Source organism: Cytobacillus sp. QJM3NY_8, from assembly GCF_056173585.1.
In genome coordinates, this window is record NZ_CM149681.1 from 5,136,735 (window position 1) to 5,149,029 (window position 12,295).

Consider the following 12,295-nt stretch of genomic DNA (forward strand, 5'->3'; position numbering starts at 1 on the left):
GTTAAATAGTTTACTTTTTTTATTGGAATTGTACAAGTAGTTAGAAAATCACGTCAAAAAAATGTCACAATTTCGTCACAAAATTAGACTTTTTTTCTAAATGGCTTGTAAATCTTTTTTTAGCTGTTCCGCTGATCTTTCCCACATGCCGGCGTCATGGTTTTTCAGGAAATCTGCCAGCACTTTTTTGGATTTCTCGTCCATATGATCCACTATGATGTGTCTTTTAATCGATTTATCCATGCGGTTCACATGCTCTGGCAGCGATTTGTAGCCCCGGCGGATTTCTCTGTCGACCGTCATCTCACATGCAGTAACACCTGCATAATAAGCGCCTCCCTCTTTGCGGTCATTGGTGACCCAAATCAGCCAGTACGGCTTCCCGTTAGGCACTTCTTCTTTGGTTTTCAAAAACTTGATGCCTTTTTCAACAGGGCTGCGCGCATGCATGGCGCCCACTTCAATAGACGCCTCACCGGCATCCACATCAATAATAACCGGTGTCACATTATCAAGGCTCAGAGTCCCGACCCCAAAACCGCCATGTCCTTCAGTCGGGTCGCTCTTGATTATATTAAAATCGAGTTTCTTTTTCTTTTTTTCTTCCATTTTCAAGTCCTCCTAAGCAAAAATTAGGCTCTTATTATTATGTCATAAATATTTCATAGAAAAAATCATTTAGGCCGCTTGCAAGTACCGGCAATACGGTGTTAAATATCGGCTGGATGGTGTATTGATCCAGCGGTGTAATGACAAGAATAAGGAAAATAACGGAGCCATACGCCTCAAACTGAGTCATTTTCGGGCGAATATGGGCTGGCGCCAAATCTTCAATAATTCTGTAGCCATCAAGCGGCGGAAACGGCAGCAGGTTGAATACAAACAGCACTAAATTCAGCTGAATAAAGATATTCAGGAAATCTGCCACAAACGCTGGAAATGAAGCTGCGAGTCCAGTTCCGGCAAGAGCATACCAGATGAAAAAACCCAGGACAGCCATCACCAGATTGGATATCGGTCCCGCAATTGAAACAGATATCCCGGCAAGCTTCGGATTTTTGAAAAAGAAGCGGTTGACCGGTACCGGCCTGGCCCATCCGAAACCGGCAATAAAAATCAGGATTGTTCCAATTGGGTCCAGATGCTGCATGGGATTTAGTGTTAATCTGCCCTGATTTTTTGCAGTGGGATCTCCAAACTTATAAGCCACATAGGCATGGGCAAATTCATGGACCGTAAAGGCAATCATCAATGTTACCGCGACATAGGGAATCTCCCTGAGAGAAAACGCCAAAAATTGTTCCAAATGCCAAAACTCCCTCTCCTGCCGGCTGAAAAGCCAGGCTTTATTTATACATACTATGTAGGAAAAGCCGATGCTATTTACCTAAAAGTATACATGAACGCCTGAGCAAAGGGAATCAGGCTTGCACATTGCGAGAAAAAGTGGAAAAATACAAGCATAAATAGTGAGGAGGAAAAGAAAATGCCATACGTAACCGTTAAAATGCTTGAAGGCCGCACTGAAGAACAGAAAAAAGCGCTCGCTGAAAAAGTAACAGCTGCCGTAAGCGAAACGACTGGAGCCCCTGAAGATAAAATCGTCGTATTTATCGAAGAAATGTCCAAAAATCACTATGCTGTCGGCGGAAAACGCTTAAGCGATCAGTAGAATTGCGTAAAGAAGGCAGTTTTCCATTACGGAAGCTGCTTTTTTATGGTTTTTTGCATAATGAGAGGTTTTACTTGCGGATAAAGAAATTTATTTGTACATAGACCGATTTTACTTTCGCATAAAAAATCTTATTTGCACATAGTATGATTTTACTTTCGCATAAAAAAATTCCGTGCGGATAACTGATTTATGTGCGGTAAGACTTTTTCAGCAAAAAAGAAAAGCCAGGCGCTTAATGCAGCCCGGCTTTTTCTCTTAAGCTTCCAATATATTGATACGCCTGTTCCACTTCTTCATCCGTGTAGCGCTGTTTGCTTTTTAGGGTAAAGACTTTTTCTTTCACTTCTTCTTTTGGGAGGTCATTAAAATAAAGGACCGTTGAGACGAGTTCAAGGAATCTTGCATTCTGGCCGTTCATATCAAGCAGGCAGTCCTGCAGGCTGGGCATTTCGACTGCATTAATGTCCAGAAATTCCTTGCCGGTTTCAGTAAGGGTGTATCGATACTGGTAATAGCCGCCCTTTTTTTCCTTTACTTCGTTTAAAAATCCCATGTTGCAGAGTTCTTCGACCCTTAGTGTCAATTCTTCCGAATATGGCCCGTAAAAGTGAAATTGAAATCTTTCCTGAAAGGGAAATGCGATGTTTTTGGCGATATATATCATTTTCTGCAGCTTTTTCCGTCCCACGATTTCTTCAGAGACTGCAATGGCATGCATTAGTTTAGCGTGATCCTTTAACAAAGCTCTTCATCTCCTACTCCGTTTTTTCCCGTATCTATAGAAAACCAATTATGTAGTTTTAATCGATTTCCAGCAGCGTTCTAATCTGTTTTTTAATGTTTGGCTTTTTGCTGTCGTCTGCAATAAAATCAGCCGGATAGTAAAGCTTATGATCAGTGCGTCGTTTCCCGGAAATGGCATCCACGATCTCCGATTCGCGGGAAAGCTCGCGAATATCCCCATTTTTCAGCAGCAAATGGATCGGCAATCTTTCTTCTTCCTCGCCAGGACGGTAAAAATCATAAGGCAAATCAGATGAAGAATCGACGACCAGATAATATTCCGGATCGATGCCTGCCTTTTTGAACAAAGCCGACAGCTCCGCCAGCTTCTTGTACTCTTTCGCCGGGTCGAATTCCACATATTTATATAAATTCCGGTCCATAAATCGGCAGCAGAGATCTTTCAGTATCGGATCTTCTTCCTCCTGCCACATCTGAAAATAATAAAGAATAATAGCTTCATCGAGCTTTATATAATCTTCAAGAGTGATTTCACCATTGAATAAAGAATAAAAATGGATTGGATCATATTTAAACCTGTATTTCTGTTCATGCAAATCTTTCGCGCGATGAAGGATTTTGGTCAGGATCACCTCGGCACTGCGTGTAACCGGGTGGAAATACACCTGCCAATACATCTGATACCGGCTCATAATGTAATCCTCAACGGCATGCATCCCGCTCTGTTTGATCACGACCTGGTCTTCCCGCGGCCTCATGACACGCAGGATCCGCTCCATGTCAAAGTGGCCATAACTGACACCCGTAAAGTAAGCATCCCTCTGCAGATAATCCATCCGGTCCGCATCAATCTGGCTGGAAATCAGGCTGACGACCAGCTTATTTTTAGAAGTTTTGGCAATCACATCTGCCACTTTCTGAGGAAAATCGGCACTTACCCTGGTGAGCACCTGATGGACCTCGGTATCGCCGAGAATGATTGCCCTCGTATAATGTTCATGATCGAGGTCGAATACTTTTTCGAAGGAGTGTGAGAACGGGCCGTGTCCCAAATCATGGAGAAGTGCCGCGCATAAGGTCAGGATGCGGTCTTCTTCATCCCATTCCGGCCTGCCCAAAAAGACGTCATCGGAAATGCGCCGCACAATCTCGTAAACTCCGAGCGAGTGGTTAAAGCGGCTATGCTCAGCACCATGGAAGGTTAAATAAGTTGTCCCGAGCTGCTTAATTCTTCTAAGACGCTGAAACTCTTTTGTCCCGATTAAATCCCAGATTACTCTGTCTCTTACGTGTATGTAACGATGAACGGGATCTTTAAATACTTTTTCCTCACTTAACTTTTCCGCTGAATATGCCATTCCGTACCCTCCGCTTTTCCTGTGTCCACGAGTTCCAAACCTGCTGTTCCCATTTTCTGGCGTATACCTATTATATCCCGATCACGGTGTCAATTCATCACAAAATTCTTTGTTTTTCATGGCTGTTCGACAGAAACCGCAATACAGCAATCATCTTCCCTGGAAATATTTTTCGACTTTTCTAAAAACGAATATTGCCTCCTAAGTCTATTTACCAATCGAAGCTCAATCATAAACTCAGGCAAAAAATAAAATCACCTCAGGACAGGAGTCAGGGTGATCTTTATTTTTTCAGCTTTTTATTAATTTTCTCCATCAATTCCTCTTCCGTCAGTGCGGCAAGGGGACGGTTATTGACGAAAGCAAATGTTTTTTTGCGGCCTGGCCCGCAATAGGACTGGCAGCCGACATCAATTTTTGCTTCAGGATCTATTTCTTTTAATCGCGGTATTAATGTCTTCAGATTTACAGCCTGACAATCGTCGCAAACACGAAATTCGTTTGCCATTTTATTACAACCCTTTCTGCGGTCAATCTTTTATATTATGCGCTCCCCGTTCCGGGAGCTTTAACAGCGCATGGCGCGCCTCGTCATCTTCTTCGTTAAAGCATATCCGCTGCAAAGCATTCCTATTCAGATAAAAAGGACTGCCCTGCCAACTGCTACAGGCTATTTTAAAACTTATCCAGCTCTATTGCAAGCTGTAATCATTAACTTGGGTGGTGAATCTTAGTAATCTTCACAAAACCGCCATACGTATCTAGCGAAAAATAAAATTTTAAAAAAATCTACTATCCTTTTAATCACCTTTGTATAAAATCTGCCAAGTTTGTCCATCCTTTAACTAAGGCAACAGCAAAAAGTAATAATTTAGGGAGTTGAGGTTACATGAAAATACGTCAGGACGCTTGGACAGATGAAAACGATTTATTGCTGGCAGAAACTGTTTTGCGGCATGTGAGGGAAGGCAGCACTCAGTTAAACGCTTTTGAGGAAGTTGGGGACAAGCTGAACCGCACATCTGCGGCATGCGGATTCCGCTGGAACGCTGTAGTGAGGCACCAGTATGAAAAAGCACTTCAATTAGCCAAGAAACAGCGCAAGCAGAGACAAAGAATGCTAGGAAAGGATCAGGGCGGCAAAAAGAAACTCTTATACTCTCCGCCGGTTCCAACTATGCAGGAGGTTGAAGCAGCGCCAATTAAGACAAATGCGGTCCTACCGCCATCACCGGCAGATTTTTACGAAGAGCGCACAGAGGATGAATCGCATATCCAAACAGAGACGGTCTCATCCTTCACCTATTCAGAGCCGGTTTATACTGCGCCTGCACAGCTGGATATGGATACCGTTATCACATACTTGCAAACATTGAATCATTCAGGCATTCAGCTTGATATACTAAAGAGTGAGAATGAAAGATTGAAGCGGGAAAATGCCGATCTCAGAAGCCGAAATGAAGAGCTTGAAGGCAAAATCGGCGAATTGGAGCAGAATACGGTAACCATTCAGGAAGATTACGAGACACTGATGAAAATCATGAACAGAGCCCGCAATTTTGTTCTGTTTGATGAAGAAGAAAGGCCGGCATCCAAGTTTAAAATGGACCGCAACGGCAATTTGGAAAGAGTAGCTGAATAAGAAAAACTAAAAGCGCCTTGCCCGCCCAAGGGTGCAGGCGCTGAAAATTCTAAAACAAAAAAGGTGTTCCCGGCAGCGGGAGCAGGAGAAAATGGCAGCAATTCCTTTCAAGGAGGGCCGCAGATCGTTTATGACTGCGGCTCTTCTTTTATTTATTCGCTGCCAAGTACTTTCTCATTCCGTTCTATCACACGGCGGTAATAGGCTTCAAACAGGCCTGCTTCCACATTTGTCAGCTGCCCTGCATAAAGGCGGCCTGCTTTCTTTTTCAATGACTGCAAAAAGCGGAGCATCACATCCTGTACCGTCAGCTCTGTACCCAGCAATTCCGATAGTGATGCCATCACAGCCGGCTGAATTTCAGGGTACTGGAACTTTGTCTGTTCTTCTTTTTTAGCAAGAGAATAGAATTTGCCAATCAAATCGGCCCGCTCACTTCCGCTGCCATCCACGCACAGATAGATCTGGACCGCCACGCCATTGCGGAGGCGCCTTTGCGAGATGCCGGCAAACTTTTGTCCCCCGATGCTTAAATCATAGCTTCCCGGGCAATAGGAGCCGACAATTTCACGCGCTTCTATTTGTATATGAAAATCGAAAAACATCTCTTGGATGAGCATCCACATCGCATCATATCCGCGGTTTATATCAATTCCCTTTTCACTTTCAGGAAAAATCAGCGAAATATTCAGGACCCCTTGATCCAGGACAACTGCCAGGCCGCCGGAATTTCGTACAATCACTTCGTACCCCTGGCTCTTTAAAAACTGGATGCCTTCAGTTAAAAAAGGCAGCTTCGTATCCTGGATTCCAAGCACAATGGTATTATGGTGAACCCATGTCCTCGCGGTCGCAGGCGCCTCACCCGATCCGACAGAAGCACATAGTGTATCGTCCATCCCGAAAGAGTGCAGGGCATTTAAGTGGATGCCTGCAGCAGACTGGTCAATAACCCTCCATTCTTCCTGAAACAGCAAGTCTTGTAGCGAATTCATCTTCATTTGATCCCCTTTTGCCGATATTCGAGTTAATCGGCAGAATTTATCTATTTAACGGCCAAATCAGCTGGTTTATCAGCCTAAGTTATAGTTTTATCGGCCAAATATGGCATTTTAGCGGCCAAACTTGAGCCTTTATCGGCCAAAGGCCCATAACAGATACATTATAGCAAAAAAGCCAGTCACAAGGGACCGGCTTCTAAGCTCCTGTATTATTGATGTAAAGCTTGAGCTGCAGTAATTAAAGCAAGCTTGTAAACGTCTTCCTCGTTGCAGCCGCGGGACAGGTCATTAACCGGACGGTTCAAGCCTTGAAGGATTGGTCCCACTGCCTCGAAGTTTCCTAGGCGCTGGGCAATTTTGTAGCCGATGTTTCCGGCTTCCAGGCTAGGGAAAACAAATACATTTGCATCTCCCTGGATTGGTGAATCCGGAGCTTTTTTCTCAGCTACCGATGGAACGAATGCCGCATCAAACTGGAATTCCCCATCGATGATTAAAAGCGGATCGCGAACTTTAGCTGCTTCAAGTGCCGCCGCAACTTTTTCCGTTTCAGGTGACTTGGCAGAGCCCTTTGTTGAGAAGCTCAGCATGGCCACACGCGGTTCGATATCGAACATTCTGGCTGTTTTCGAGCTTTCAATCGCGATTTCCGCCAGGTCCTGGCTGTCCGGTGAGATGTTGATGGCACAATCGGCAAAAACATATTTCTCATCGTCACGGACCATGATGAATACACCAGATGTTTTGCGCACGCCTTCTTTTGTTTTAATGATTTGAAGAGCCGGGCGCACTGTGTCAGCTGTTGAATGGGCAGCACCGCTCACAAGGCCGTCTGCTTTGTTCGCATAGACAAGCATGGTTCCAAAATAGTTTTCATCAAGAAGGATCCTGCGTGCATCTTCTTCTGTCGCTTTGCCTTTGCGTCTTTCAACAAATGCAGCCACAAGCTCATCCATCATTAAAAAGTTATTTGGGTCATAAATTTCAGCTGATTCCAGGCTGATATCCATGTCTTTTGCTTTTGCTTCAATTTCTGCGATGTTTCCAATAAGGATCGGAGTGATGATTTTTTCCGCAGCCAATCTTCCTGCAGCCGCTAAAATACGCTCATCCTGTCCTTCCGGAAAAACGATTCTTAAATTCTGCGCTGTTACTTTTTCTTTCAATACTGTGAATAAATCACTCATGCTAATTCCTCCTACGGCACTAAATTTCCGTTCAATTCAATAGAAATTCTCCTATATACTCCCTTAGAATACTCCTCATCCTAAGAATTTCAAGGAGTTCACATACTGTTAGCGTTTACAACAAAAAAGTTTTTGTTTTCGGTAAATTTCCAATAATAAATATCCTTCTTACAGTCCACCTTTATACCTTTTTTAAGATATCCATAATCCCCTCTTTGTAAACGGGAATTTGCGGTGACAGACACCTATGCCAGTTCGGCAAATTGGTATAGGTGCCTGTCACCCTGCTGAATTCCAACATTTCAAGTTTTGTACACATGTTAATTGGAGAAACTATGTTATAGTAATGATGAGAATTTTAGTACATATTAGGAGTGATTATAATGAGTGAAGCAGCAGTAACGCTTGATGGCTGGTATTGTTTACATGACTTCCGCACAGTTGATTGGACAACTTGGAAAATGGTTCCCAGCGAAGAGCGTCAGGCAGCGATCCACGAATTTATGGCCCTAGTGGACAAGTGGAATACAACACAAAGCGGGAAAAACGGCAGCCATGCCCTTTATACAATTGTCGGCCAAAAAGCTGATTTTATGATGATGATCTTAAGGCCTACAATGGAAGAGCTAAATGAAATTGAAAACGAATTCAACAAAACTAAGTTAGCTGAATTCACGATTCCTGCTCATTCATATGTTTCTGTTGTCGAGCTGAGCAACTACCTGCCGGCAGGAGAAGATCCTTACCAGAATCCTCAGATCCTGGCACGCCTTTACCCAGAACTTCCGAAAGCAAAGCATGTCTGCTTCTATCCGATGGACAAGCGCCGCCAGGGCAATGACAACTGGTACATGCTTCCGATGGAAGACCGCCGCAATATGATGCGCAGCCACGGCATGATCGGGCGCCAGTATGCAGGAAAGGTAAAGCAGATCATCACAGGTTCAGTCGGCTTCGACGATTACGAATGGGGCGTTACCCTCTTCTCTGATGATGTTCTTCAGTTTAAAAAGCTTGTTTATGAAATGCGCTTCGATGAAGTCAGTGCCCGCTACGGTGAATTCGGCTCCTTCTTCGTTGGCAACATCCTTGAAGAGGACAAGGTTGAAAAATTCCTTCACGTATAATGTTTAAAACTCCCGGCTTCTGCTGGGAGTTTTTCTTTTTCCGGAGGTCATAAAAAAACATGCCTCTACATAGTAATGAAATAGTGAGTTTCTCTTATACCTAGGCAATTCTCTTATCCGCAGCATCATGGCTTATTAAAGAGAGGTGAAGAGATTGGAGTTATCCCTTACACCGAGGAAGATGTTAAGCTCCTCGGCCGGCTCATGCGTGCGATGGGAAGCACGGCATGCTGATGGTTGGGAATGTGAGGGGTTAACCATGTCCGGGGTGAATGTCTGGGCCTTCAAGGATACCTGCTCCATCAGGAGAATGGTCTATCAGAACCCAAGCGGGATTGAAGCCAACCAAAAAGGCAATTTTTATCAAGGTGCGTGGCAGTGAGATTGACCTCGCCCGCAAAGTAATAAGCGGTCACCAACACTACTCTGCCAGCAGTGCATTATGGTTCTTTCGGCCACAAGGCAGCTGCCCGGCCCAATGGTACAGCCAAGGGAATGCCGGACGGTTTAAAGCCCATTGCTTTTATAAATCTACCCCGCAGGACTGTCCGACAGTCTACTAGCAATGCGGATAGAAATGGCTGATTTTAATTTTAGGAGGGAAAAAAATTGAGTCAATCAAATTATGGTCAATACCCTTTTTATGGTTACCAGCAGCAGCGTTACACGGATGGCACCCAAATGCCTCAGAACTTTCAGGGCCAGCCGCAGGGTCAGCCGCAGTTCCAGCCCGTTCAAACAGGCGGAACAGTTCCGGGTACGAGCTCGGGCGGGATGTTTCCAGGTGCAGGCGCCGGCGGCGGTATGGGTGCCCCTTCAGCTGCTCCTTCTATTCCAGGCATGCTCCCGCTTGAACAATCCTACATCGAAAATATTCTTCGCCTGAACAGAGGAAAACTCGCGACTGTTTATGCAACATTCGAAAACAATACGGAATGGAACGCCAAAATATTCAAAGGCATCATTGAAGCGGCCGGACGGGATCACTTGATACTGAGCGATCCGCAAACAGGCCAACGTATCCTCCTTCCAATGATCTACTTAGACTATGTAACATTTGATGAAGAAATAGAATATGAATATCCGTTTGGCGGAGGGCAAGGAATGTCGCAATATTCGCCGAGGTAATGAAAAAAGGAGCTTTGACCCCGTCAAAGCTCCTTTCCTATTATAAATATTTTACCGCCGCAATGATCAGCAGCACCCAAGCCGCAAGGAAAGAGACTCCGCCAAGCGGGGTGATGGCACCCAACACGCTGATTTTTGTTAATGTTAAAACATATAAGCTTCCTGAGAAAAGGATAATGCCGATCAGCATCAGCCAGCCTGACCAGGATAATAAAGATGTCGCCGGCAATTTGCCAAGCAGGACGCCAATAATCAAAAGGCCTGTTGCGTGGAACATCTGGTAGGTTACACCTGTTTTCCATATCTCCAAATACTTCGGCTCCACTTTCCCCTCAAGCCCATGCGCTCCGAACGCACCTAATGCAACTGCTAAAAAAGCATTAATGGCTCCAATTATAATAAATAGCTTCATAATCCCCTGCACCTCTTATCGTTTTATTAAAAATCGAATAATGAATCGCCGTTTGCCTCATCTTCCATCTGCATTTTCTTTGGCTGCAGACCCGCTGGCTGAGCCGCAGGCGGTGCATTGTATGTATGGCTAATAGAAGCAACAGCAGACACACTTCCTGTATCCGACTCTTCCAAAACCAGCTCGCATAATGACTTGATCGCCTGCACTCTTTCTCTTATTCTGGCGTCTGAAGAGCTGCTTTTTGCTTCCAGCAATTCCTTTTCCATCTTCCCTAAAAGCTTCTGAACAGAGATATTCATTCTCTACACCTCTTTCTGTAAAAAAAGCACAAGCGCCTTGCCACCCTCTACCCTCAAGTGTCAGGCTGCTTCTGCTAGACAATTCCTGAAGTCCAAAAAAAGTATACATTCTTTTTAAAAAATCGCCAATGTTACCGGCCATATAAAGTTTATCAGTTTTCCTTTTCAAAACGCAAACAAGGATGGCCAGATGCCCGGAAAACTTCGAGAGAGGGCATCCGCCTGGTTTTAAAGAAAAGCGGACGCGCCTTTCGCCCACCCCCAACCCTGGAGGGGGTAGGCGCTGAGCTAGACAGGGTAAACTGAAAAGCCCTGCAGCCTTTTGGATAGTACCGGTCCCAGTAACACAGAATTATTTGCATTTAAAACAAGCCATTTTCTGTGAACTCATTTTCCTTTCCCTTCTCGAACATGCATATTTCGAGCACTTCTCTTATTCTCTTACACGAAACGGTATGTTTCACGTGAAACATGACGAAAAGAATCAGAGATCATGAATCTGCCAGTCAATGGGCTCCTCCCCAAGCTCTTGTAATATCTCATTCGTTCTTGAAAATGGCCTGCTGCCAAAGAACCCTTTTCTTGCCGAAAATGGACTTGGATGCGGCGATTTTACTATATAGTGTTTAGAAGCATCAATCAGCACTTCTTTTTCCTGAGCCGGTTTGCCCCATAAAATAAAAACCACGGGCTTTTCCCTCTCATTCAGTTTTTGTATAACGGTGTCGGTGAAAGTTTCCCATCCTTTCCCCTTATGCGAGTGCGCCTGCCCTTTGCGGACGGTCAGAACGGTATTTAAGAGCAGCACTCCTTCTCGGGCCCATTTTAATAGATAGCCATTGTTTGGCACCTCGAAGCCCAGGTCATCCTGCATTTCCTTGAATATATTTTTCAGCGAAGGAGGCAGCTTTACATCAGGCTGTACCGAAAAGCTCAAGCCATGTGCCTGCCCCAGCCCATGATAAGGATCCTGCCCCAATATAACTGCCTTTGCGTCTTTATAAGCTGTATATTGGAGCGAATTGAAAATATCCTCCTGCCTCGGATAAATAGTTTGCTCCTCATATTCTTTTTTTAAAAATTCACGAAGATGGAGATAATAAGGTTTCTCGAATTCCTCTGCCAAAATCTCCTGCCAGTCATTTCTTAAGATACGCTTCATCTGCCAACTCTCCCTCCTCTTATTTGAAAGGTCCTATTCTTAATACCCATTGGTTATCATGGCATAATCTTTCATTCTTGCATACATGTTTAAAATTTTTTAGAACGGATATGTAATAAATATAACGGCAGGACATGCTGCCATTTAAATAAATCTGCAAATCTTTTAAGGAGGATGTTATATATGTATAAAATTGAAGTTGTTGAAAATGGCGTACAGGCTACAGATACGATTGGAATGCTGCAAAGCCAGGGATTTAATAAGGAAAACATCTATATTTTCGCACATGACAAGGATCGCTCAGAGCACCTTTCTGACGCGACGGATACAGGCGAAGTCGGCATGAAGGAGCAGGGCCTACTCGATTCTGTCGGCAACGTGTTCAAAAAACGCGGAGATGAACTTCGTACAAAATTCGAATCTGTTGGTTTAACGACGGTAGAAGCAGAACAATATGAAAAAGTATTGGATGAAGGCAAGTTAGTTATTGTAGGTACAGACGAAGTAAAATAATTTGAAAAGCGGAGGCGCCTTGCCCTTCCCCGATAAGCACAAGC

15 protein-coding genes and 1 pseudogene are annotated in these 12,295 nt (G+C 44.3%); 6 read left to right on the top strand and 10 right to left on the bottom strand.

The window, feature by feature from the left end; translation table 11 throughout:
* Nucleotides 1-96 precede the first annotated feature (96 nt).
* Nucleotides 97-609 carry a YwhD family protein gene (locus AC0VZ9_RS26095; protein ID WP_475396933.1) on the bottom strand — a complete coding sequence of 171 codons (513 nt, stop codon included), beginning with the start codon at nucleotides 607-609 and terminating at the stop codon, nucleotides 97-99.
* A 37-nt stretch (nucleotides 610-646) separates the two neighbouring features.
* Nucleotides 647-1,306: a site-2 protease family protein gene (locus AC0VZ9_RS26100; protein WP_019380571.1), complete on the bottom strand. Its 660-nt coding sequence runs from the start codon at nucleotides 1,304-1,306 to the stop codon at nucleotides 647-649.
* Nucleotides 1,307-1,486: 180 nt separating this feature from the next.
* On the opposite strand from AC0VZ9_RS26100, the gene AC0VZ9_RS26105 reads away from it, so the two are divergent.
* Entirely contained in the window at nucleotides 1,487-1,672 is a 186-nt protein-coding gene (locus tag AC0VZ9_RS26105; RefSeq protein ID WP_009332324.1) for a 2-hydroxymuconate tautomerase, read from the top strand.
* Nucleotides 1,673-1,907: 235 nt separating this feature from the next.
* Here the strand turns inward: AC0VZ9_RS26105 and AC0VZ9_RS26110 are convergent, their stop codons facing one another.
* From AC0VZ9_RS26110 to AC0VZ9_RS26120, 3 genes are all read right to left on the bottom strand, one after another.
* Complete coding sequence (locus AC0VZ9_RS26110) at nucleotides 1,908-2,417, bottom strand: YwgA family protein (RefSeq protein ID WP_009332326.1); 510 nt, start codon at nucleotides 2,415-2,417, stop codon at nucleotides 1,908-1,910.
* A 58-nt stretch (nucleotides 2,418-2,475) separates the two neighbouring features.
* Nucleotides 2,476-3,777 (bottom strand): HD domain-containing protein, encoded by a 1,302-nt coding sequence (locus AC0VZ9_RS26115; protein WP_009332327.1) that lies wholly within the window; start codon nucleotides 3,775-3,777, stop codon nucleotides 2,476-2,478.
* Nucleotides 3,778-4,060: 283 nt separating this feature from the next.
* The gene (locus tag AC0VZ9_RS26120) at nucleotides 4,061-4,285 is read right to left on the bottom strand and encodes a YuzB family protein (RefSeq protein WP_009332328.1); all 225 of its coding nucleotides are present in this window, start codon (nucleotides 4,283-4,285) and stop codon (nucleotides 4,061-4,063) included.
* A 381-nt stretch (nucleotides 4,286-4,666) separates the two neighbouring features.
* Between AC0VZ9_RS26120 and AC0VZ9_RS26125 the strand changes: the two genes are divergently transcribed.
* Nucleotides 4,667-5,419 carry an RsfA family transcriptional regulator gene (locus AC0VZ9_RS26125; protein ID WP_019380569.1) on the top strand — a complete coding sequence of 251 codons (753 nt, stop codon included), beginning with the start codon at nucleotides 4,667-4,669 and terminating at the stop codon, nucleotides 5,417-5,419.
* A 152-nt stretch (nucleotides 5,420-5,571) separates the two neighbouring features.
* Here AC0VZ9_RS26125 and lipL read toward each other — a convergent pair whose 3' ends face one another.
* Nucleotides 5,572-6,414, bottom strand: a complete 843-nt coding sequence (lipL, locus tag AC0VZ9_RS26130; RefSeq protein ID WP_019380568.1) for an octanoyl-[GcvH]:protein N-octanoyltransferase — start codon at nucleotides 6,412-6,414, stop codon at nucleotides 5,572-5,574.
* Between the two features lie 215 nt (nucleotides 6,415-6,629).
* The gene (pta, locus tag AC0VZ9_RS26135; RefSeq protein WP_475396934.1) at nucleotides 6,630-7,607 is read right to left on the bottom strand and encodes a phosphate acetyltransferase; all 978 of its coding nucleotides are present in this window, start codon (nucleotides 7,605-7,607) and stop codon (nucleotides 6,630-6,632) included.
* 383 nt (nucleotides 7,608-7,990) lie between these two features.
* Here pta and hemQ point away from each other — a divergent pair, with 383 nt between their 5' ends.
* The 3 genes and pseudogenes from hemQ (at nucleotide 7,991) to gerQ (ending at nucleotide 9,862) form a co-directional block, all read left to right on the top strand.
* Nucleotides 7,991-8,734, top strand: a complete 744-nt coding sequence (hemQ, locus tag AC0VZ9_RS26140; RefSeq protein WP_019380566.1) for a hydrogen peroxide-dependent heme synthase — start codon at nucleotides 7,991-7,993, stop codon at nucleotides 8,732-8,734.
* Between the two features lie 153 nt (nucleotides 8,735-8,887).
* Nucleotides 8,888-9,297 (top strand): annotated as a pseudogene (locus AC0VZ9_RS26145) (cell wall hydrolase).
* Between the two features lie 46 nt (nucleotides 9,298-9,343).
* Nucleotides 9,344-9,862, top strand: coding sequence for a spore coat protein GerQ (gerQ, locus tag AC0VZ9_RS26150; protein WP_019380565.1), 519 nt, complete (start codon nucleotides 9,344-9,346; stop codon nucleotides 9,860-9,862).
* 40 nt (nucleotides 9,863-9,902) lie between these two features.
* Here the strand turns inward: gerQ and AC0VZ9_RS26155 are convergent, their stop codons facing one another.
* The 3 genes from AC0VZ9_RS26155 to AC0VZ9_RS26165 form a co-directional block, all read right to left on the bottom strand.
* Nucleotides 9,903-10,274, bottom strand: coding sequence for a DUF423 domain-containing protein (locus AC0VZ9_RS26155; protein WP_009332334.1), 372 nt, complete (start codon nucleotides 10,272-10,274; stop codon nucleotides 9,903-9,905).
* Nucleotides 10,275-10,300: 26 nt separating this feature from the next.
* The gene (locus tag AC0VZ9_RS26160; protein ID WP_009332335.1) at nucleotides 10,301-10,576 is read right to left on the bottom strand and encodes a YwdI family protein; all 276 of its coding nucleotides are present in this window, start codon (nucleotides 10,574-10,576) and stop codon (nucleotides 10,301-10,303) included.
* A gap of 484 nt (nucleotides 10,577-11,060) precedes the next feature.
* Nucleotides 11,061-11,738, bottom strand: coding sequence for a uracil-DNA glycosylase (locus AC0VZ9_RS26165; RefSeq protein WP_019380564.1), 678 nt, complete (start codon nucleotides 11,736-11,738; stop codon nucleotides 11,061-11,063).
* 183 nt (nucleotides 11,739-11,921) lie between these two features.
* On the opposite strand from AC0VZ9_RS26165, the gene AC0VZ9_RS26170 reads away from it, so the two are divergent.
* A complete protein-coding gene (locus AC0VZ9_RS26170; RefSeq protein WP_009332337.1) occupies nucleotides 11,922-12,251 on the top strand; it encodes a YflT domain-containing protein in 330 nt (109 codons plus the stop codon).
* Nucleotides 12,252-12,295 lie beyond the last annotated feature (44 nt).